Here is a 21,211-nt window from a genome sequence, read left to right as displayed (position 1 = left end):
TTCACTTCCTCCTGCGGTTCTTGCGCTGGGGCTGGAGGCGCTGACCCGACTCGCGGACGACCTCACCGTTCAGCACGGCGCCGCCGCGGCCCGCCTGGGTGTGCGCGGACGAGGGCGTGGCCTCGGCGTTCGACACCTTCTGGCCCACGGGAGGCAGGCCCTTGGCGGCGCGGCGCTCGTTGAGCTCCTTCTCGGCGAGGGAGCCCGGGGTCGGGTTGTTGCGGATGATCCACCACTGCTGGCCGACGGCCCAGAAGTTGGAGTAGGTCCAGTACAGGAGCACGCCGATCGGAAAGTTGATGCCGCCGATGCCGAAGATCAGGGGCATGGCGTAGAGCATGATCTGCTGCGTCTGCATCATCGGGCCGGTGAGGGCCTGCTGCGTCATGTTCTTCGTCATGAGCATCTTCTGCATGAAGAACATCGAGCCCGACATGAGCAGGATCAGCACGATCGCCGTGATGATCACGGGCGTGCTGCCCGGCGCGCCCAGCGAGTTCATGAAGGTGTCCGACATGCGGGCGCCGAAGATCGTGGAGCCCTCGAAGGAGCGGATCTGGTCCGCGGACAGGGCGTCCATGGCTTCGCCGCGCTCGGCCGCGCCGCGGGCGCCGATCAGCACCTGGTACAGCGCGAAGAAGAACGGCATCTGGATCAGCAGCGGCAGGCAGGCGGCGAACGGGTTCGCCTTGTGCTCCTTCATGAGCGCCTGCTGCTCCATGGCCATGGCCTGGCGGGAGAGCTGGTCCTTCTTGCCCTTGTACTTGGCCTGCAGCTTCTGCAGCTCGGGCTGGATGGCCTGCATGGCGCGCTGCGCCTTGATCTGCTTGACGAACAGCGGGATCAGCAGGGTGCGGATGAGCACCACCAGCAGGAGGATGGACAGGGCCCACGTCCAGCCGGAGTCCGCGGGCAGGCCCGCAAACTCCAGGATGCTGTGGAACGCCCCGAGCAGCCAGGACATCAGCCAGCGGAACGGGGAGAGGATGGCTTCGAACATGGGGGTCAATCCTCCTGCGGGAGATCAGGTGGGATGGGAGGGTGGTTCAGGGCGAGGATGCGCGGCTGCCGGCCCGGCGGCCAGCGTCGGTGCCCGGGCGGGACCGGGTCCACGCCGCCGTCGTTCCAGGGATGGCACCGGCCGATGCGCCGCGCGGCGAGCCACGACCCCTTCACCGCGCCGTGCACGTGCACGGCCTCCAGCCCGTAGGCGGAGCAGCTGGGGAAGAACCGGCACACGGGTCCGTACAGCGGGGAGACCACGGCCCGATAGACCGTGAGCAGGCCCGCCAGCAGGGCGGACGGCAGCGCGCGCAGCGGCCCCCACTCACGGGAGGGCTCGAGCACGACGAAGGGCGAGGGCGTGACGGTCATCTACGCGTGCTCCGAGGCGGCGGGCAGGTGCGGCTTCAGGGCCTTGCCGAGCGCGCCGACGGTCTCGCGGCGCAGCAGCGCGTAGTCCGCCTCGGCGGCGGCCGGCAGCGCGCGGACCTGCACCAGAACCGGCAGGTCGCGCAGCGGGGGCAGACGCATCTGATCCGCGACGACGGCGCGCAGCCGCCGCTTCACCCGGTTGCGGGTCACCGCGTTCCCCACGGCCTTGGACACGACGAACCCGGCCCGCGGCCGAGGGGCGCTCGGCGACGTGGACCGGGTCTGATCGGGGTCCGTGGCGACGCTCACCACGACGGTGCGCCGACCCGCGCGGGTGCCGGTGCGACCGAGGTGACGGAACTCCGCGGGCGTGCGGACGCGACGGTCACGGGGCAGCACGGGGCGCGCCGTCCCTGGACCGAGGTCCTCAGGCGGACAGCTCGGCGCGGTTCTTGCCGCGGCGAGCGGACAGGATGGCGCGGCCGGCGCGGGTGCGCATGCGGGCACGGAAGCCGTGCTTGCGGGCACGACGGCGGTTGTTGGGCTGGAACGTGCGCTTGGTCACTGTGATCTCTCCACGACGTGTTGTGTGCCTTCGACCGTCGACCTGAGCAGGTGGACCAGGGGGAAGGACCGGTGAGGCTCTGACATGAAATCCCCGGCGGGCACGATCAACCGACACCCGGGGGACCAGACAACTCTAGTGGCCGGGGTACGCAGGGGTCAAACGGGTGCGCGCGGATCCCGGACGCCCGTGGGCGCCCGGGGCGGTCGTCCACAGGATGATAGGGGTTGTCCACCGTCTGTGCACAACCCTGTGGACAACCGTTAGACTCCGAGCACCGTCGTCCGTCTCGCGCAGCCGCCCCCGTCCTCGGGGACGTCTGCCCCAGGAAAGGAAGCCTCCGTGGTGGCAGACCAGGCCGTGCTCAGCTCGTGGCGCTCCGTCGTGGGCTCCCTCGAGGACGACGCGCGGGTCAGCGCCCGCCTCATGGGCTTCGTCTACCTGGCCCAGCCGCAGGGCCTCATCGGCAACACGCTCCTGCTGGCCGTGCCGAACGAGACCACCCGCGAGACGCTCCAGGGCACCCAGGTGGCCGACGCCCTCACGGACGCCCTGACCAAGGAGTTCCGCGAGGAGATCCTGCTGGCCATCTCGATCGACGCGAACCTGCAGCCGCCGCGGACCCCCTCGTCCGAGGCCCGCCGCTCCTCCCTCGCGGGCGGACCGGCCGCCGCCGCGGTGCCGGACGTCGAGCTGCCCCCGGCTGCGACCGCCGCCACCTCCCGCCGCGCCGTCGCCGAGGAGCTGCCGGGCTTCCGCATCGAGCCGCCGGCCGACGTCGCGCCCGCTGCGACCGCGGCCCCGAGCGGGAACGGCAAGCCGACCCCCGCGCCGCCGTCGACGTCCGCGGAGACCAGCCGCCTCAACGACCGCTACCACTTCGAGACGTTCGTGATCGGCTCGTCCAACCGGTTCGCGCACGCCGCCGCGAACGCGGTGGCCGAGGCGCCGGCGAAGGCGTACAACCCGCTGTTCATCTACGGCGAGTCCGGCCTGGGCAAGACGCACCTGCTGCACGCGATCGGGCACTACGCCCGTCGCCTCTACCCGGGCCTGCGGGTGCGGTACGTGAACTCGGAGGAGTTCACCAACGACTTCATCAACTCCATCCGCCACGACGAGGGCGCCTCGTTCAAGCAGGTCTACCGCAACGTGGACATCCTGCTGATCGACGACATCCAGTTCCTGGCGGACAAGGAGGCGACGGTCGAGGAGTTCTTCCACACCTTCAACACGCTCTACAACAACAACAAGCAGGTGGTCATCACCTCGGACCTGCCGCCCAAGCAGCTCTCCGGGTTCGAGGACCGGCTGCGCTCCCGCTTCGAGTGGGGGCTGATCACGGACATCCAGCCGCCGGACCTCGAGACGCGCATCGCGATCCTCCGGAAGAAGGCGGAGGCCGAGGGGCTCGTGGCCCCGCCGGAGGCGCTGGAGTACATCGCCTCGCGCATCTCCACGAACATCCGCGAGCTCGAGGGCGCGCTGATCCGCGTGACCGCGTTCGCCTCGCTCAACCGGCAGACCGTGGACATCGAGCTGGCCGAGCATGTGCTCAAGGACCTGATCACGGACGAGACGGCGCACGAGATCACCCCGGAGCTGATCCTGCACGCCACGGGGGAGTACTTCAATCTCACCCTCGAGGAGCTGACCAGCAAGTCCCGCACCCGCACGCTGGTGACGGCGCGGCAGATCGCCATGTACCTGCTGCGCGAGCTGACCGAGATGTCCCTGCCCAAGATCGGCCAGGTCCTGGGCGGCCGCGACCACACCACCGTCATCCACGCGGACCGCAAGATCCGCGAGCTGATGGCCGAGCGGCGGACGATCTACAACCAGGTCACCGAGCTCACCAACGAGATCAAGCGGAAGCAGCGCGGCGCCTGAGCCACCCGCTGTCCCACCCTCGAGTCCCGGTTCGAACCTTCGACCGGGACTCGAGCCTTCTTCCACATTGTCCACCGGTGTGGACAACTCTGTGGAGAACCCCCGGTGCTGTGGACAACCTCCGCCCCTGTGGATGGCGGAATCAGGCCGCTCACGCCGCGTCCACACCCCTGGGGACGACGACGGTGCACAGGCTGGTGAATCACACGGGTGTCATTCGATGGTCCACACGTATCCACAGGTCTCCACAGCCGAAAACCGCATGATCTCGCGGATTTCGACGGGTGTGGACGCACCCTGTGGACAGGAATGTGGACAACTGGGGGGTGGATCCGGGGATGAGTCTGGACAACTCCGGTCGGGCCTGTGCAGAGCGGGGGGAGGGCCTCCGGGGCTCGTCCACACCGGATGCACACCCCGAACGAGCGGGCGTCCACACGGTTCCCCCAACCGGATCCGCATGTCGGCGCGGCAGAACCGCGTTCTCCACAGGATCCACACCCGCTACCACTCCTTCTGATCCCTCTGGAGAGATCCCGCCAAGCAACATCATCTCCGCCGCCCCGCACCGAGCTGAGCGCCTCGAGGGCCCGGGCTGCGCCCGTGCGCTCGGAATCCGTGGAATCACACCACTGTCATTCGTCGGCGACCTGACACCCACCGCGCGGACCGCCTATGCTGAGGCCCGCGTGTCGCCGTTCCCCCCGGGCCCGCAACCCCCGTCATCACCCCCAGAGAGGCAGTGCAGCTCGTGAAGTTCACCGTCGAACGCGACATCCTCACCGACGCCGTCTCCTGGGCCGCACGCTCCCTGTCCCCGCGCCCGCCGGTGCCGGTGCTCTCGGGCCTGCTGATCACGGCCGAGGCCGGCGTCGTGTCCATCGCGAGCTTCGACTACGAGACCTCCGCGCGCCTGGAGATCGAGGCCGACGTCGAGACCGCGGGCCAGGTGCTCGTCTCCGGCCGCCTGCTGAACGACATCGTCCGCTCCCTGCCGCAGGCCCAGGTCACGGTGGAGCTCGACGGCGGCAAGGTGCTCGTCACCTGCCGCTCCTCCCGCTTCGCCCTGGCCACGATGCCCGTGGGCGACTACCCGGCCCTGCCCGAGCTGCCGGCCCCCGCGGGCACCGTGGACGGCGCCGCGTTCGCCCACGCCGTCGCCCAGGTCACCGTCGCCGCCTCCAAGGACGACACCCTGCCGATCCTCACCGCCGTGAAGGTGGAGATCGAGGGCGACACCATGACCTTCCTGGCCACGGACCGCTACCGGCTGGCCATGAAGGAGATCCGCTGGACCCCGGCGGACCCGTCCCTCTCGACGTCGCTGCTCATCAAGGCGCGCACGCTCACCGAGGTCGCCAAGTCCCTCGGCTCCGGCGGCGACCTGGAGATCCTGCTCGGTCAGACCGCCGACCTCGTGGGCTTCGCCTCCGGCGGCCGTCGCACCACCTCCGTGCTCGTGGACGGCGAGTACCCCAAGATCCGCTCGCTCTTCCCCGAGTCCAGCCCCATCCAGGCCGTGGTGGACACCGCCGCCCTGGTCGAGGCGTCCCGCCGCGTGGCCCTCGTCGCCGAGCGCAACACCGCCCTGCGCATGGTGTTCACGGACGGCCAGGTCACCCTGGACGCCGGCACCGGCGACGACGCGAGCGCCAACGAGTCCGTGCCGTGCACGCTCGAGGGCGAGGACATCACCGTGGCGTTCAACCCGTCCTACCTCTCCGAGGGCCTGGCCGTGGTGGACCAGCCGCAGGTGCGCTTCGCGTTCACGTCCGCGCCCAAGCCCGCCCTGCTCACCGGCGTGAACCAGGAGGACGGCGTCGTCTCCGACTACCGCTACCTCGTGATGCCGGTGCGCATCGCCTGACGCAGGGGGCTGGACGCTCCCGTGTACCTGTCCCACCTCACCGTCGCGGACTTCCGGTCCTACCGCTGGGCCGACCTGGAGCTGACGCCGGGGTCCACGGTGCTGCTCGGGGCCAACGGGGTGGGCAAGACCAACCTCGTGGAGGCGATCGGCTACCTCGGCGCCCAGCAGTCCCACCGGGTCAGCTCGGACGCGCAGCTCGTGCGCTTCGGCCGGGACCGGGCCCGGATCGCCGGGCGCGTGCACCGCGGGTCCCGCACCGTCGCCCTCGAGCTGGAGATCCTGCCGGGCCGGTCCAACCGGGTGGCCATCAACCGCGGCGCCCCCGTGCGGGCGAAGGAGGGCCTCGGGATCCTGCGCACCGTGGTCTTCGCCCCGGAGGACCTGAGCCTCGTGACGGGGGAGCCCGGTGGCCGTCGTCGTCTCCTCGACCAGCTCATGGTGCAGCTGCGTCCGGCCCTCGGCGAGGCCGCCGCCGACTACGAACGCGTGCTGCGCCAGCGCAACGCCCTGCTCAAGTCGAGCCGCGGCTCTCGCCGCTGGGGCCCCGAGGAGGACGCGACCCTCGCCGTCTGGGACGAGCACCTCTGCGCCGCCGGCGCCCGCCTGCTCCACGGCCGCCTGCACGTGCTGCGCCTGCTGGCCCGCCCCCTCCAGGAGATGTACGCGGCGCTGACCAACGGCTCCAAGGCGGCGGCCTACGCCTACGAGTCCACCGTCCCGCTGGCCCGCGGCACCCACGCGGAGGTCCCGGCCGTGGCGGACCTGGCCGTGGACATGCGCCGGACGCTCGAGACCCAGCGGGAGGAGGAGCGGGCGCGGGCGCTCACCCTGGTGGGCCCCCACCGGGACGAGCTCGCCCTCTTCCTGGGCCCGGCGCCCGCGCGCGGCTACGCCTCCCACGGGGAGACGTGGTCGCTGGCGCTGGCCCTGCGCATGGCGGCCTACGACGTGCTCGTGGCCGACGACCCGGACCCCGACGCCCGCCCCGTCCTGATCCTGGACGACGTGTTCGCGGAGCTCGACGCCGCCCGTCGCCGCCGCCTCGCCGCGCTCGTGCACCGGGCCGAGCAGGTGATCGTCACGGCCGCCGCGCTCGAGGACGTCCCCGAGGAGCTCACGGCCCACCGCGTGCTCATCCGCCAGGACGCGGAGGGCTCCGAGGCCGTGGCCGCCGCGGCCCCCGTGGAGGGCGACATCCGCGAGCCCCGGCGCGAGGGCGGCGCCGATGGCTGAGACCCCCGCCCCGTTCGAGCCGGACCGGCCGGACCTGGCGCTCGTGCAGCTGCGTCGGGTCCGCGAGGCCGCCCGGGAGCGGGGCGAGGCGCCGCTGCGGGCGCGGGGGACGGGCGCGGGCCTGGCCGGGGCCATGGCGGGCACGCCGTCGGCCGGCCGGGAGCGGCAGGACCGTCGGCGCCCGTTCGGGGGTGCGGACCGGGACCCGGCCACGGTGTCCACCGTGTTCGGCCGGCTCATCCGCGACCGCGGCTGGTCCACCCCCGTGGCGGTCGGCTCCGTGCTCACCCGCTGGGCCGAGCTGGTGGGGCCGGAGATCGCGCTGCACTGCCGCCCGGAGAGCTTCGAGGACTCCGTGGTGCGGGTCCGGACGAGCTCCACCGCGTGGGCCACGCAGCTGCGCCTGATGAGCCCCGTGCTCCTGCAGCGCTTCGACGAGGCGCTCGGGCCCGGCGTCGTGACCCGCATCGAGGTGGCGGGGCCGCAGGCCCCGAGCTGGCGCAAGGGGCCGCGCACCGTGCGCGGCGGCCGCGGGCCGCGCGACACCTACGGCTGAGTCCGGGGCGGCCCCCCGCGGCGCACGACGGCGTCCCGGACGCGGCGAGGCCATGGGCGCCGCTCTGGCGCGCTCACAGGGTCGGGGACGGCCCGGGAGGCATGGGCGGTCTCCTGCGCACGTCCTGAGCCGTGTCCCTGGCCGCTGAGCGGGTGTTCTCCCGTGGCGGACCCCCGTCGATGCGGGCCCTCGGGGTGTCAGGCGGTACACTGGGACCAGTGAAAGGGGGCCGGTTGTCGTCCGTCCCCCACCCCCGTGGATCTGCGGGAGCGTGTCGCGTGCCGGTTATGTCCGGGCGGCGTCGCGCGCCTGCGCGCGGGTCGACCCAGCCGCCGACGTCCGAGGAAGTGAGCCACCCGTGGTTGACGCCATGCCCGAGAACCCCGCGGAGGAGCCGACCGCCGCGTCGGCCGCGCCGAACCCGGAGGCCGTGCCGGACGCCGTCGGGCAGCCCGAGACCCCCGTGAAGGACCGGAAGGTGCCCGGTGAGTACGGCGCCAGCGCCATCACCGTGCTCGAGGGTCTCGAGGCCGTCCGCAAGCGCCCCGGCATGTACATCGGCTCCACCGGCCCGCGGGGCCTGCATCACCTCGTGTACGAGGTCGTGGACAACTCCGTGGACGAGGCGCTGGCCGGCTACGCCACCGGCATCGACGTCACGCTGCAGGCCGACGGCGGCGTGCGCGTGGCGGACGACGGCCGCGGCATCCCCGTGGACCTGCACCCCACCGAGGGGAGGCCGACCGTCGAGGTCGTCATGACGATCCTGCACGCCGGCGGCAAGTTCGGCGGCGGCGGCTACGCCGTCTCGGGCGGCCTGCACGGCGTGGGCATCTCCGTGGTCAACGCGCTCTCCCGCCGCGTGGACACCGAGGTCCGCCGTCAGGGGCACGTGTGGCGCATGTCCTTCGCGGACGGCGGCGTGCCCCAGGGCGAGCTGGTGAAGGGGGAGGCCACGGACGCCACGGGCACCGTGCAGACGTTCTACCCGGACCCGGAGATCTTCGACTCGATCGAGTTCGACTACGAGACCCTGCGTGCCCGCTTCCAGCAGATGGCCTTCCTCAACAGGGGCCTGCGCATCACCCTCACGGACGAGCGCGTCCAGGAGTCCAACGAGGTCGTCGACGACGAGATCGCGGGCGAGGGCGCCGCCGGTGAGGACGTCGCGGAGAACGGCCTGGCGGAGGAGGCGGAGCAGGAGCCCCAGCGCCGCTCCGTCACCTACCTGTACGAGAACGGCCTGCTCGACTACGTCCAGCACCTCAACTCCGCCAAGAAGGTCGAGTACGTCCACGACGACGTCATCGCCTTCGAGGCCGAGGACGTCTCGGACGGCCGCTCCATGGCCGTCGAGGTGGCCATGCAGTGGACCTCCGCCTACTCGGAGTCCGTGCACACCTACGCGAACACGATCAACACCCACGAGGGCGGCACCCACGAGGAGGGCTTCCGCGCCGCGCTGACCTCCCTGGTCAACCGCTACGCGCGGGAGAAGGAGATCCTCAAGCCCAAGGAGGACAACCTCACGGGCGAGGACATCCGCGAGGGCCTGACCGCCGTGATCTCCGTGAAGCTCTCCGAGCCGCAGTTCGAGGGCCAGACCAAGACCAAGCTCGGCAACTCCGAGGCCCGCGGGTTCGTGTCCAAGGCGGTCACGGACCACCTCGGCGACTGGTTCGAGCGCAATCCGGGCCCGGCCAAGGAGATCATCCGCAAGGCCATCATGGCCTCGCACGCCCGCCTGGCCGCCCGCAAGGCCCGGGACAACGCGCGCCGCAAGTCCCCGCTGGAGTCCTTCGGCATGCCCGGCAAGCTGGCCGACTGCTCCTCGAAGGACCCCGAGCGCTGCGAGGTGTACATCGTGGAGGGCGACTCCGCCGGCGGCTCGGCCAAGCAGGGCCGCAACCCGGAGACGCAGGCCATCCTGCCGCTGCGCGGCAAGATCCTGAACGTGGAGCGCGCCCGCCTGGACAAGGCCCTCGGCAACGCCGAGATCCAGTCGATGATCACGGCGTTCGGCACCAACATCGGCGAGGAGTTCGACATCTCCAAGCTGCGGTACCACAAGATCGTGCTCATGGCGGATGCGGACGTGGACGGCCAGCACATCACCACGCTGCTGCTGACCGTCCTGTTCCGGTACATGCGCCCGCTCATCGAGGCCGGCCACGTGTTCCTCGCGCAGCCGCCGCTGTACCGCATCAAGTGGTCCAACGCCCCGCACGACTACGTGTTCTCGGACGAGGAGCGCGACGCCGCCGTCGAGGCCGGCCTGGCCAAGGGCTGGCGCTACCCCAAGGACAACGGGGTGCAGCGCTACAAGGGCCTGGGCGAGATGAACTACCAGGAGCTGTGGGACACCACCATGGACCCGGAGCACCGCACCCTGCTGCAGGTGACCATGGAGGACGCCGCCGCCGCGGACGCCGTCTTCTCCATGCTCATGGGCGAGGACGTGGAGTCCCGCCGCACCTTCATCCAGCAGAACGCCAAGGACATCCGCTTCCTGGACGTCTGAGCCGGACCCGCAGACCTGCCTGAGCCGACCACCCTCCCCGCCGTCGCGGGGAGCACGAGAGGACCCGCGTGAGCGACGAGACCACCCCCCAGACCCCGGACGAGCCCGTCGAGGGCGCCCCGACCCCGCAGACCGGCCAGACCGGCCTGGACATCGAGGTCGAGCACTACGTGCTCCCCGAGGGCGCCGCCGACAAGGTCGAGCCCGTCGACCTCGAGTCGGAGATGAAGCGCTCGTACCTGGACTACGCGATGGCCGTGATCGTCGGCCGCGCGCTGCCGGACGTGCGCGACGGCCTCAAGCCCGTGCACCGTCGCGTGCTCTACGCGATGTACGACGGCGGCTACCGCCCGGACCGTGCGTTCAACAAGTCCGCCCGCGTGGTGGGCGACGTGATGGGCAACTACCACCCGCACGGCGACACCGCGATCTACGACGCCCTCGTGCGCCTCATCCAGGACTGGGTCCAGCGCTACCCGCTGGCGCTCGGCCAGGGCAACTTCGGCTCCCCGGGCAACGACGGCGCGGCCGCCCAGCGCTACACCGAGACCAAGATGGCCCCGCTGGCCATGGAGATGGTCCGGGACATCGACGAGGACACCGTCGACATGCAGGACAACTACGACGGCAAGCAGCAGGAGCCCGTCGTCCTGCCCGCCCGGTATCCGAACCTGCTGGTCAACGGCTCCTCGGGCATCGCCGTCGGCATGGCCACGAACATCCCGCCGCACAACATGCGCGAGGTGGCCGCGGGCGTGCAGTGGTACCTCGAGCACCCCGAGGCCACCCGCGAGGAGCTGCTCGAGGCGCTCCTGGCCCGCGTGCACGGCCCCGACTTCCCCACGGGCGCCCAGATCCTGGGCCGCAAGGGCATCGAGGAGGTCTACCGGACCGGCCGCGGCCCCATCACCATGCGCGCCGTGGTCAACGTGGAGGAGATCCAGGGCCGCACGTGCCTCGTGGTCACCGAGCTGCCCTACATGACCAACCCGGACAACCTCGCCGCGAAGATCGCGGAGATGGTGCGGGACGGCAAGATCAGCGGCATCGCGGACATGCGCGACGAGACCTCCGGCCGCACCGGCCAGCGCCTGGTGATCGTGCTCAAGCGCGACGCCGTCGCCAAGGTGGTGCTGAACAACCTCTACAAGCACACCGAGCTGCAGTCGAACTTCTCGGCCAACATGCTCGCGCTCGTGGACGGCGTGCCGCGCACCCTGTCCCTGGACGGCTTCGTGCACCACTGGGTGAAGCACCAGATCGACGTGATCGTGCGCCGCACCGCGTTCCGCAAGCGCAAGGCCGAGGAGCGCGCGCACATCCTGCGCGGCCTGCTCAAGGCCCTGGACATGCTGGACGAGGTCATCGCGACCATCCGCCGCTCGGCCTCGGCGGACGTGGCCCGCGAGGCCCTCAAGGAGCTCCTGGACATCGACGACGTCCAGGCCCAGGCCATCCTGCAGATGCAGCTGCGCCAGCTCGCCGCCCTGGAGTCCCGGAAGATCCAGGACGAGTACGACGACCTCATGGCGAAGATCGCCGAGTACAACCGGATCCTGGAGTCCCCGCAGCGTCAGCGCGAGGTCATCTCCGAGGAGCTCGCCGAGATCGTGGCCAAGCACGGCGACGACCGCCGCACCGAGATCATCGCCGGCTTCGACGGGGACATGTCCATCGAGGACCTGATCCCCGAGGAGGAGATGGTCGTCTCCATCACCCGCGGCGGCTACGTCAAGCGCACCCGGATCGACCAGTACCGGTCCCAGGCGCGCGGCGGCAAGGGCGTGCGGGGGGCGACGCTGCGCGGCGACGACGTCGTCGAGCACTTCCTCACCGTGTCCACGCACCACTGGCTGCTGTTCTTCACGAACTTCGGCCGCGTGTACCGCATCAAGACGTACGAGCTGCTCGAGGCCGGCCGCGACGCGAAGGGCCAGCACGTGGCCAACCTGCTCGCGTTCCAGCCGGACGAGCGGATCGCCCAGATCCAGCCGCTCGTGGACTACGGCCGAGCCCCGTACCTCGTGCTCGCCACGCGCGGCGGCCTCGTGAAGAAGACGCCGCTGCTGGACTACGACACGAACCGCACCGCCGGCCTGATCGCCATCAAGCTGCGCGAGGGGGACGAGCTGGTCTCGGCCCGCGTGGTCTCGCCCGACGACGACCTCATCCTGATCTCGCACAAGGGCCAGTCCCTGCGGTTCACCGCCACGGACGAGGCGCTGCGTCCCATGGGCCGTGCGACCTCGGGCGTGACCGGCATGAAGTTCCGCGACGACGACTCCCTGCTGACGATGGACGTGGTGGAGGAGGACGGCTACGTCTTCACCGTCACGGACGGCGGCTTCGCCAAGCGCACCCACGTGGACGAGTACCGCCCGCAGAACCGCGGCGGCCTCGGCATCAAGGTCGCCAAGCTCGTGGACGACCGCGGCGAGCTCGCCGGCGGTCTCGTGGTGCGCGAGGACCAGGAGGTCCTCGTGGTGATGGCCTCGGGCAAGGTGGTGCGCTCCGCCGTCGCCGGTGTGCCGGCCAAGGGCCGCGACACGATGGGCGTGATCTTCGCCAAGCCGGACAAGCGGGACCGGATCGTCGCCGTCACCCTGAACAACGAGCAGGAGATGGAGGCGAAGGCGGACGCCGAGGCCGAGGCGGGGCCGGATGTACCCTTGGACGCAGACATCGACCCGACCGACCCCGTAGCCGCACCGGAGGACGCCCTGACGCAGGACGCCGGTGAGGGTGCAGACGGAGGAGAGCAGTGAGCACGTCCGCGTCGTCGCGTCCCGGCCAGGGACGGAGCACCGGGAAGGCCGCCGAGCCGCGGTCCGGCCGCCCGGTGCGCAAGGCCAGCGGGTCCTCGCAGGAGGACCTGGTCCGCGCCGTCCCGAAGGCCAAGGTGCGCCGCGCCCGCCTGGTGCTGACCCGGGTGGACCCGTGGTCCGTGCTGAAGCTGGCGTTCCTGCTCTCGGTGGCGCTGGGCATCCTCACGGTGGTGGCGGCGGTGGCGCTGTACTCGCTGTCCGACGTCCTCGGGATCTTCGACAGGGTCAACGACGTGATCGGCACCGTGCTCGGCTCCGAGGCCGGGCGCTACACCGTGGCGTCCCTGGCCCCGCTGAGCACCGTGACCTCGCTGGCCACCGTGCTGGCCGTGGTCAACGTCATCCTGCTGACCGCCCTGGCCACCGTGGCCGCGCTGCTCTACAACCTCTGCGCGAGCCTCGTGGGCGGCCTCGGCGTCACGCTGACGGACGACTGAGCAGACCCTCGACGACGCCCCGCGCGGATTTGCGCGGGGCGTCGGCGTTCCTGTACAGTCATCTCCTGTTGTGAACGGCGTCAGCCGTGAGCGACGGTGAGGGCGTATAGCTCAGGCGGTTAGAGCGCTTCGCTGATAACGAAGAGGTCCCAAGTTCAAGTCTTGGTACGCCCACTCCCACCACACAGAGCCCCGGTCCGCTGGGGCTCCGTTCGTCTCCGGAGGTCTTCCCATGGGTCGACTGGCACGCGTGGCCCTCGTGGTCAGCGCCGCGGCAGCCGCCTATGGGGCGCGTCTCTGGCGGGAGAACAGTGCGGGGAAGGACGTCTGGGCCACGGCCACGGACGACCTGCCGGAGGACGCCGACGGCGTCGAGCCGGCACCGGAGGACTGACCGGTCCTCACGGGGGCATGGCGCAATTGGTAGCGCACCTGCTTTGCAAGCAGGGGGTTAGGGGTTCGAGTCCCCTTGCCTCCACCGAAGAAGGGCCCGGGAGTCGTGAGACTCCCGGGCCCTTTCGTCTGCCCAGGGTGGCCGCCGGCGCCGGCACCGTGGGCAGAAACCGGCGACCCGGGGGCTCCTGGGGCACAAACCGCAGGACTTCGGGCCCCGTGGGCAGAAGAGAGGGCGTTTCTGCCCACGGAGGGACGGGGATGGCCTGCCCCGAACCCCCGCCGCCGGACCCGCCCACCGCGCCCACCGCCGTCGTGCGTGGTGTTGGATGGTCCGGTGAACACCACCATCGACACCCCGTCCCCCGACCGACCCGCCTCTGGGCAGGGCACTCCGGCCTACGCCCGGGTGCCCGCGAGCTACTACGACATCTTCGTGGGCGTCTTCACCGCCCTCCTCATCCTCTCCGGCGTCACCGCGGCCAAGCTCTTCTACGGCCCCACCGTCCCGGTCGTCTCGGACCTCTTCTACGACGGCGGCCCCCTCATCTTCGACGGCGGCGCCTTCCTGTTCCCGTTCGCGTACATCGTCGGCGACATCCTCGCCGAGGTGTACGGCTGGCGCCGGGCCCGCCGTGCCATCGTCCTCGGCTTCGCGATGCTCGTGCTCGCCGCCCTCACCTACACGGTGGTCTCCTGGACCACGCCCGTCGAGGGCTTCGAGGTGTGGGACCAGGCCCTCGCGCCCATGCTGCGGATCACCGTGGCCGGCTTCGTCGCGTTCCTCGTGGGCTCCCTGCTCAACGCGTCCATCGTGGTCCGCCTCAAGGAGCGCATGAAGGAACGGCACGTGGCGTTCCGGCTCATCCTCTCCACCGTGGTCGGCCAGTTCTTCGACACCCTGATCTTCTGCACCATCGCCTACGCCGGCACCATCTCGCTGCTGGAACTGGCGAACTACACGGTGACCGGCTTCGCGTACAAGACGCTCGTGGAGATCCTCATCGTGCCGGTGACCCTGCTCGTCATCCGCGCCCTCAAGCGCCGGGAGCCCACCTACCGGGCACCCGGCTTCGAGATCCACCGCGACGACGATCCCGCCCTCGCCCCGGCCGCGTCCCGCTGACCCGCACGGGCCCCGGCGCGGCCGCGCCGGGGCCCGTCCGTCGCGCGCACCCCGCCCAGCGACTACCGTCGGTGCCATGGGCAAGGACCTCTTCGAGCACGAGCAGCAGCAGACCCTCAGCCGTGAGCAGGCCGCCGCACGCCTACGCGACCTCGCCGACCAGCTCTCCCGGCAGAACGAGGTGCGGGTCGAGCACGGCGGCCGCGACGTCGTCGTCACCGTCCCGGACCGCGTGGGCCTCGAGGTGGAGCTCGAGGTCGAGGACGGCGGCGACGCCGAGCTGGAGATCACCCTCAGCTGGTGACCGGCCCCGGGGCGGCCGCTGCCTCCCCGTGCCTCAGAACGTCCAGAGCTCCCCGGGGGCCAGGCGCCGGTAGTCGGTCACGCCCTCGGCGAGACCCGAGAGCACCCGATCCACCACGCCCTTGCCGTCCTCGCTGAGGATGCCGTCGTGGATGGGGCGGGTGTGCGTCGCCGCGATGGCCCGCATCTGGTCCACCACGTCCGCGATGCGCAGCCACGGCGCCGCGGCGGGCAGCAGGAGCACCTCGACGTCGGCGTCTGGCACCGTGAACGAGTCGCCGGGGTGCAGCACGGCCCCGTCCACGAGATAGGACACGTTCACCGGGCGCGGCACCTCGGCGTGGATCACCGCGTGCTCCCCGCCGAGCACCTCCACCCGGAAGCCGGCGGCCTCGAACGTCTCCCCGGGCACGGCCGTGTGCACGTGTCCGGCGTCGAGCCCCGCCTCCGCCAGCGGCCCCGTGAGGTCCCGTGGCGCCCACACGTGCGTCTCCGTGCCGGCCAACGCCCGGGCCAGCTGCTCGGGGACCACGTGGTCCGGGTGGCCGTGCGTCACGAGGACGGCGTCCGCGCCGTCCAGGACCGCCGCGTCGCTGAACGCGCCGGGGTCGAACGCGAGGCGCCGGCCGGCCTTCTCGAGGCGGACGGCCGAGTGGCCGAAGAGGGTCAGGGTCGTGCTCATGCAGATCACTCCTCCGCCCGGCGTCGGGATCCCGGGCGCTCCCAGCCTCCCGCGCGCTCCCGGCGGTGGACAAGGCCCGCGCCCCGTTCGACGGCGGCCCACCGGCTCCCGCCCCGACCTGCGCCCGGACGCGCGCCGGCCCGCGCCCCCTCGGTCCTGCCGAGGATGCGCGGGCCGGTCGCCGTCCGCTGCGCGCTCAGAGCGCGGGGGAGCGGGTCAGCGCTGCTGCCCGGGCTGGACGCCCAGCACCTTCGCGTTGGCGGCGGCCACCGGGTCCGGCGTGGCGGTGTCCACCCGCACGCCCTGACCCGCCGCGGCCGAGCCGGCCTCGGCCACGACCTTCTGCTGCTGGGCGTAGGGGTTGTTGGCCTCCACCACCGGGATGTTCGCGGTGATCGGGCCCGGGACCGGGGCGGTCCACGGATCCTGCACCGGCTTGGTCAGGCGCCACAGGGCGAAGCCGGCGCCGGCGGCGGCGGCCGCCATGCCCGCGACGATCCAGGCGCGGCCGCCCGAGCGGGAGGCCCGGCGACCGGCGGCACGGTTCAGGTCCTTCTCGGCGGCGCCGGCGTACTGCTCGGCGCCCTGGCGCAGGCGCTTCACGATCGCCTTGTCCCCGGTGAGCTTGATCAGGGCCTGCTCCAGGGCGTCCGGGACCTCGACGTCGTGGGCGGTCTTGCGGGCGTGCGCGGCGCCGTCGGCCAGGCGGGCGGCGGCCACGGGGAGGACCTCCTCCTTGCGGCGCTGGGCGTAGTCGCCGGCGTCGGCCAGGCGGGCCTGCACCTGCGGGGCCACCTTCCCGCCCTGCTCTTGCAGCGCGGACAGACCCGTGGCGAGGAGGCCGGCGAGGGTCAGGCCGCCCGCGGCGGCGGCGTCCTTGGCCTGGCCGGCGCGGTCGCTGAACAGGGCGGCGGACCGCTGCGCGTCCTTGCGGGCGCCCTTGGCGGCCCTCTTCGCGTCCTTGCGCAGGCCCTTGGCGGCCTGGCGGCCGTCCCGGCGCACCTGCGTGGCCTTGCGGCCCCCACGACGGCGGCCCTTCTTCGCGGCCTTCTCGGCGTCCTTGCGCGCCGCGGCGAACTGCTGCTGCACCTCGTGGCCGGCGTCCTGCGCCTGGGCCTGCAGGTGCTCGAGGAAGTCCTGGACGGTGTCCACGCCCTTGGCGACGGCGGGGGCCAGCAGCCCGTACTGGTGCGCGACGGCCTCACCGGCCTTCCGCGCCCCGCGCTCGACCACGGGGCCGTACTCCTTCTTGGCGTCCTGGGCCTTGCGGCGGCCCTCCTCGGCCGCGGCGGAGCCGCCGATCAGCCCGTAGGCCGCGGCCACCTCGCTCCAGGCGCGGGTGGACTCCACCTTCGGGGCGGCCCAGTGGCGCAGGTTCTCCGCCTGGCGTGCGACGAACGCGTTCGCGCCGCCGTCGTGCTGGATCTCGTCGTGCAGGGTCTTGCGGGCCATGTGATGCCTCCCGTGAGTTCTGGATGGTCGTTGAACGCGGTGGTCCTCGAGGCCCAGCCTAGTGGCCGACCCCCGCCGTGGCACGGGTCCCGGCACGCCGGGAGTGCGTACGCCGATCGCGGAAGATCCCGACCCCGGACGGCGGGATCCGGACGGCCCGCCGCCGCGGATGGAACAATGGGGCGCATGGCGAACAAGACGCACACCGCGACCATCCACACGAACCACGGCGACATCGTCGTCGAGCTGTTCGGCAACCACGCCCCGAAGACCGTGAAGAACTTCGTGGGCCTCGCCACCGGCGAGCAGGAGTGGACCCACCCGCAGACCGGTGAGAAGAACAACGGCGCCCCGCTGTACTCCGGCACCGTGTTCCACCGCATCATCAAGGACTTCATGATCCAGGGCGGCGACCCGCTCGGCATGGGCATCGGCGGCCCCGGCTACCAGTTCGGCGACGAGATCCACCCCGAGCTGCAGTTCGACCGTCCCTACCTGCTGGCCATGGCCAACGCCGGCCCCGGCACCAACGGCTCGCAGTTCTTCATCACCTCCGTGCCCACCGGCTGGCTCAACGGCAAGCACACCATCTTCGGCGAGGTGAAGGACGAGGCCTCCCAGAAGGTCGTGGACGAGCTCAACGCCGTCGCCACCGATCCCCGTGACCGCCCGCTCGAGGACGTCGTCATCGAGTCCATCGACATCGACGAGGCCTGAGCAGCCCCTCGGTGAGCACCACCCCCTCTGACCCGCACGGCCCGGACTCCGCGGACGGCACACCCCCGGTGTGCCCGCGGCATCCGGGCCGTGCCGCGTATGTGCGCTGCGCCGTCTGCCGGCGCCCCGCGTGCCTCGACTGCCAGCGTCCCGGCTCCGCGGCCGGACCGGTCTGCGTGGACTGTGCGTCCGGCGTCGTGGCCGGCCCCGCTCCGACGCCGTCCCCCGCCGCCGGCGCCGCCGCGACGGTCCCGGCCCGACGGCGGACGGGCTTCACCGCCTCGCCCGTCACTTGGATCCTGCTGGCGGTCACGACGGTGGTCTATACGGCGCAGTGGATGACCCGGGATCAGGCGTCCGGTGTGACCGAGGCGCTCTGGTACGCCGGGCTCTACACGTCCCCGTACGGCATGGAGCCGTGGCGGATGGCCTCCTACGCGCTCGTGCACGACGTCTCCGGCCCCACGCACCTGCTGCTGAACATGCTCGCGCTGTGGGTGGTCGGGCGCGTGCTCGAGCCCGCGCTGGGCTGGTGGCGGTTCCTCGCCCTCTACGTGCTCTCCGCCGTGGGCGGTGCGGTGTTCGCACTGTGGGTCTCGGACCCGCTGCAGCCCGTCGTCGGGGCGTCCGGCGCCGTGTACGGCATGTTCGCTGCCCTGTTCCTGCTCACCCGGGTGCGGGGCGGGCAGGTGCGCTCGATCGCTGTGCTGATCGGCCTGAACCTCGTGTTCTCGTTCCTGTTGCCCGGGGTGGCCTGGCAGGTGCACGTGGGTGGGCTGCTGACGGGCGCCGTCGTCGCCGTCGTGTTCTCCCTGGCCGGCGGGCTGCGCCCCGGCCGCGCGCGCGTGCCGTCCGTGGGCACCCAGGTGGCCGGCCTCGTGGTCGTGGCGGCGGCGCTGGCGGCGCTCACGGTGCTCGGCGCCGCACGGGTCACGGTGGCCGGCCTGCTGGGCTAGGCCGTCGTCCCCGACCGTCCCCGGAGTTCGCCACAGCCGGGTGTGCACTTCTTCCCACAGGGGTGTCCACACCTGTGGACAACTCCGGGGACAACTCGTCTCCGGGCCGGATCGTGCGGATCCCTCATCCACAGGGTTGTCCACCGCTGTGGAGAACTACACGCGTGTCATTCGCTCCAGCGGGACATCATCAGGAACCCGACGAGCGCGATGCCGAAGCCCACGAGGATGTTCCAGCCGCCGATCTGCACGATCGGGAAGAGGCCCTGGGTCAGGTAGTAGACGATGATCCAGAGCAGACCGAGGATCAGCAGGCCGAACATCACGGCCTTGTACCCGGGGGAGAGGGGCTTCGGACCCGGGTCCACGTCCCCGAGGTCCGTCCGCACGGCGGAGCGGCTGCGGCGCGCGGCCTCGAGCTCCTCGCGCTTCCGACGGGCCGAGTCCTTGCGCTTGCCGGCGGGTGCTGCCACGGGTCTTCTCCTCGGGTGGGGGGTGGTGGGCGCCCCCACCGGCGGGGACCGGGGCGGGGACGGTATCCTGCTGACCTGCCCAGGACCGGGGTCAGCGACATGCCCGGCCAGTCTATGCACCCCGCTCCCACGCGGCGGGGAGGAAAGAGCGCCCCCGTGCAGAGCCCCGAGGTCTCCGTCCTCGTCGTCGACAACTACGACAGCTTCGTCTACACCCTGGTGGGCTACCTCGAGCAGCTCGGGGCCCGCACCACCGTGATCCGCAACGACGAGGTCACCCCCGCCCGCGCCCTCGAGCTCGCGGCCGAGCACACGGCGGTGCTCATCTCGCCCGGGCCGGGCGCGCCCGCCGACGCCGGTGTCTCCCTCGACCTCATCCGCTCCGCCGCCGACGGCGGCCGCCCGCTCTTCGGGGTGTGCCTGGGGCACCAGGCCATCGCGGAGGCGTTCGGCGCGACCGTGACGCACGCGGAGTCCCTCATGCACGGCAAGACGTCCCTGGTCCGCCACGGCGAGCACCCCATGTTCGAGGGTGTCCCCTCGCCGTTCACCGCCACCCGCTACCACTCGCTGGCCGCCGTGCGGCCCACCGTGGACGAGGCGGTCCTGGAGATCACCGCCGAGACCGAGGACGGCGTCGTGATGGGACTGGCCCACCGCACCGCGCCCCTGTGGGGCGTGCAGTTCCACCCCGAGTCCGTGCTCACCGAGGGCGGCTACCGGATGCTCGGCAACTGGCTCGAGTCCGTGGGGCTCTCCGGGGCCGCCGAGCGCGGCGGCCGGCTCTCGCCCCTCGTCCGCCAGGACTGACCGGCCCCGGGGCCCGGTTCGCGGGTCCGACGGCGCCCCGTCCGCTCAGGTGGACGGCGGCGGATCGATCGAGGGCTCGGGCTCCGGCGTCAGCGTCGGCAGCGGGTCCACCGGCGTCGCGGTGGACGAGGTGCTCGGCGACTGCTCGGTCGGCCCCGGCGAGGTCGACGGGGCCGCCGACGTCGGCGCCGGGCTCTGCGTCGGTGACGGCGTCGCGGTCGTCGTCGGCTCGGGGCTGGGCGTGGCCGAGGCGGACGGCGAGGGCGAGGGTTCCGCGCTCGCGGAGGGCTCGGGGCTCTCCGACGGCGGGGGGCTCGGTGACGCGGACGCCGACGGCGTGGGCTCGGGCGCCTCGCTGGACGGCGGCGCCGGCTCGGAGGGCTCGGCCGTGGGCGCGATCCATGAGGACGCCGTCAGGGTCAGGGAGGAACGGTTGTCCACGCGGACGCCGGCGGGCGGATCCTGGGCCACGACCGTTCCGGTGTCCGTGGTCGCGCCGTCCTCGTCCTGGATCCGCACGCGCAGCTCGGGGGCGCTCAGCGCCAGCTGACGCCGCGCGTCCGGAGCGCTCATCCCCACCACATCCGGCACGTCGACCATGCCGCTGGACAGGTGCAGCACCACGGAGGAGCCGGGCGGCACGTGCGTGCCCATCGCGGGGTCGGTGCGGGCGAGCAGCCCGCGTTCGAGTCGGCCGTCGTCCTGGTACTGCACGGAGGAGACACGCAGGCCCAGCCGTTCCAGCTCGCGGCGGGCCGCGTCCTCGGACAGCCCGTGCAGGGAGTCGGACAGCGCGATGCCCTCCTCGCCGCGGGACACCCGGATCCGCACCTCGGCCCCGCGGGGCACCTCCGTGCCCGTCGGCGGGTCGCTCTGGGTGACGGTCCCGTCCGGGGCGTCGGCCATGTACGCGGACGAGACGACGGCCACCAGACCTGCGTCCTCGAGCGCCGCGACCGCCTCGTCCTGCTGCAGCCCCACCACCGCGGGCACCTCCGCGGTGGTGGGCAGAGCCGCCGCGAGCCACG

At 72.0% G+C, this 21,211-nt stretch carries 21 protein-coding genes and 2 tRNA genes; 15 read left to right on the top strand and 8 right to left on the bottom strand.

The features are described 5' to 3' along the window. Window position 1 precedes the first annotated feature (1 nt). The 4 genes from yidC to rpmH are packed head-to-tail and all read right to left on the bottom strand — an operon-like array spanning window position 2 to window position 1,939. Window positions 2–1,000 carry a membrane protein insertase YidC gene (yidC, locus tag SJ20_RS11075; protein WP_044659944.1) on the bottom strand — a complete coding sequence of 333 codons (999 nt, stop codon included), beginning with the start codon at window positions 998–1,000 and terminating at the stop codon, window positions 2–4. A gap of 5 nt (window positions 1,001–1,005) precedes the next feature. Further along, complete coding sequence (gene yidD, locus SJ20_RS11070) at window positions 1,006–1,374, bottom strand: membrane protein insertion efficiency factor YidD (protein ID WP_002856440.1); 369 nt, start codon at window positions 1,372–1,374, stop codon at window positions 1,006–1,008. After that, window positions 1,375–1,773 carry a ribonuclease P protein component gene (gene rnpA / locus SJ20_RS11065; protein ID WP_002856442.1) on the bottom strand — a complete coding sequence of 133 codons (399 nt, stop codon included), beginning with the start codon at window positions 1,771–1,773 and terminating at the stop codon, window positions 1,375–1,377. 28 nt (window positions 1,774–1,801) lie between these two features. Continuing rightward, complete coding sequence (rpmH, locus tag SJ20_RS11060; RefSeq protein ID WP_002856443.1) at window positions 1,802–1,939, bottom strand: 50S ribosomal protein L34; 138 nt, start codon at window positions 1,937–1,939, stop codon at window positions 1,802–1,804. Window positions 1,940–2,281: 342 nt separating this feature from the next. On the opposite strand from rpmH, the gene dnaA reads away from it, so the two are divergent. From dnaA to SJ20_RS11005, 12 genes are all read left to right on the top strand, one after another. Continuing rightward, window positions 2,282–3,829 carry a chromosomal replication initiator protein DnaA gene (gene dnaA / locus SJ20_RS11055; RefSeq protein ID WP_044659943.1) on the top strand — a complete coding sequence of 516 codons (1,548 nt, stop codon included), beginning with the start codon at window positions 2,282–2,284 and terminating at the stop codon, window positions 3,827–3,829. 751 nt (window positions 3,830–4,580) lie between these two features. After that, a complete protein-coding gene (gene dnaN, locus SJ20_RS11050; RefSeq protein WP_002856446.1) occupies window positions 4,581–5,696 on the top strand; it encodes a DNA polymerase III subunit beta in 1,116 nt (371 codons plus the stop codon). Window positions 5,697–5,717: 21 nt separating this feature from the next. Next, window positions 5,718–6,932: a DNA replication/repair protein RecF gene (gene recF / locus SJ20_RS11045; protein ID WP_044659942.1), complete on the top strand. Its 1,215-nt coding sequence runs from the start codon at window positions 5,718–5,720 to the stop codon at window positions 6,930–6,932. Next, window positions 6,925–7,488, top strand: a complete 564-nt coding sequence (locus SJ20_RS11040; RefSeq protein ID WP_044659941.1) for a DUF721 domain-containing protein — start codon at window positions 6,925–6,927, stop codon at window positions 7,486–7,488. The genes recF and SJ20_RS11040 overlap by 8 nt, the downstream gene beginning before the upstream one ends. A 370-nt stretch (window positions 7,489–7,858) precedes the next feature. After that, window positions 7,859–10,009, top strand: a complete 2,151-nt coding sequence (gyrB, locus tag SJ20_RS11035; RefSeq protein ID WP_036314432.1) for a DNA topoisomerase (ATP-hydrolyzing) subunit B — start codon at window positions 7,859–7,861, stop codon at window positions 10,007–10,009. 68 nt (window positions 10,010–10,077) lie between these two features. After that, a complete protein-coding gene (gene gyrA, locus SJ20_RS11030; protein WP_044659940.1) occupies window positions 10,078–12,774 on the top strand; it encodes a DNA gyrase subunit A in 2,697 nt (898 codons plus the stop codon). Continuing rightward, window positions 12,771–13,271: a DUF3566 domain-containing protein gene (locus SJ20_RS11025; protein WP_010079768.1), complete on the top strand. Its 501-nt coding sequence runs from the start codon at window positions 12,771–12,773 to the stop codon at window positions 13,269–13,271. Before gyrA ends, SJ20_RS11025 begins: the two co-directional genes overlap by 4 nt. A 100-nt stretch (window positions 13,272–13,371) precedes the next feature. Next, window positions 13,372–13,445 (top strand) — tRNA-Ile (locus SJ20_RS11020). 58 nt (window positions 13,446–13,503) lie between these two features. Continuing rightward, window positions 13,504–13,665, top strand: a complete 162-nt coding sequence (locus SJ20_RS12050) for a hypothetical protein (RefSeq protein WP_020624432.1) — start codon at window positions 13,504–13,506, stop codon at window positions 13,663–13,665. Between the two features lie 11 nt (window positions 13,666–13,676). Beyond that, window positions 13,677–13,749: transfer RNA gene (locus tag SJ20_RS11015), tRNA-Ala, on the top strand. 252 nt (window positions 13,750–14,001) lie between these two features. Continuing rightward, window positions 14,002–14,790 carry a queuosine precursor transporter gene (locus SJ20_RS11010; protein WP_044659939.1) on the top strand — a complete coding sequence of 263 codons (789 nt, stop codon included), beginning with the start codon at window positions 14,002–14,004 and terminating at the stop codon, window positions 14,788–14,790. Window positions 14,791–14,866: 76 nt separating this feature from the next. Further along, window positions 14,867–15,094 (top strand): amphi-Trp domain-containing protein, encoded by a 228-nt coding sequence (locus tag SJ20_RS11005; protein WP_020624434.1) that lies wholly within the window; start codon window positions 14,867–14,869, stop codon window positions 15,092–15,094. Between the two features lie 33 nt (window positions 15,095–15,127). Here the strand turns inward: SJ20_RS11005 and SJ20_RS11000 are convergent, their stop codons facing one another. Beyond that, window positions 15,128–15,775 (bottom strand): MBL fold metallo-hydrolase, encoded by a 648-nt coding sequence (locus SJ20_RS11000; protein ID WP_044659938.1) that lies wholly within the window; start codon window positions 15,773–15,775, stop codon window positions 15,128–15,130. 216 nt (window positions 15,776–15,991) lie between these two features. Further along, on the bottom strand, window positions 15,992–17,227 hold the full coding sequence (locus tag SJ20_RS10995; protein WP_044659937.1) for a hypothetical protein: 1,236 nt from the start codon (window positions 17,225–17,227) through the stop codon (window positions 15,992–15,994). A 186-nt stretch (window positions 17,228–17,413) separates the two neighbouring features. Here SJ20_RS10995 and SJ20_RS10990 point away from each other — a divergent pair, with 186 nt between their 5' ends. Both SJ20_RS10990 and SJ20_RS10985 read left to right on the top strand, forming a co-directional pair. Next, entirely contained in the window at window positions 17,414–17,944 is a 531-nt protein-coding gene (locus tag SJ20_RS10990; RefSeq protein ID WP_010079725.1) for a peptidylprolyl isomerase, read from the top strand. An 11-nt stretch (window positions 17,945–17,955) separates the two neighbouring features. Then, the gene (locus SJ20_RS10985) at window positions 17,956–18,900 is read left to right on the top strand and encodes a rhomboid family intramembrane serine protease (RefSeq protein WP_235281302.1); all 945 of its coding nucleotides are present in this window, start codon (window positions 17,956–17,958) and stop codon (window positions 18,898–18,900) included. 167 nt (window positions 18,901–19,067) lie between these two features. Here SJ20_RS10985 and SJ20_RS10980 read toward each other — a convergent pair whose 3' ends face one another. Beyond that, window positions 19,068–19,373, bottom strand: a complete 306-nt coding sequence (locus tag SJ20_RS10980) for a cell division protein CrgA (protein ID WP_044659935.1) — start codon at window positions 19,371–19,373, stop codon at window positions 19,068–19,070. A 156-nt stretch (window positions 19,374–19,529) separates the two neighbouring features. On the opposite strand from SJ20_RS10980, the gene SJ20_RS10975 reads away from it, so the two are divergent. Beyond that, entirely contained in the window at window positions 19,530–20,183 is a 654-nt protein-coding gene (locus SJ20_RS10975) for an aminodeoxychorismate/anthranilate synthase component II (RefSeq protein ID WP_002858195.1), read from the top strand. 45 nt (window positions 20,184–20,228) lie between these two features. Here the strand turns inward: SJ20_RS10975 and SJ20_RS10970 are convergent. Continuing rightward, on the bottom strand, window positions 20,229–21,211 hold a 983-nt coding region (locus SJ20_RS10970), incomplete at its 5' end, for a PASTA domain-containing protein (protein ID WP_044659934.1).

The organism is Micrococcus sp. MS-ASIII-49 (assembly GCF_000946635.1).
Lineage (GTDB): Bacteria > Actinomycetota > Actinomycetes > Actinomycetales > Micrococcaceae > Micrococcus > Micrococcus luteus.
Note: the sequence above shows the minus strand (reverse complement) of the source record. Positions and strands in the feature narration are given on the sequence as shown.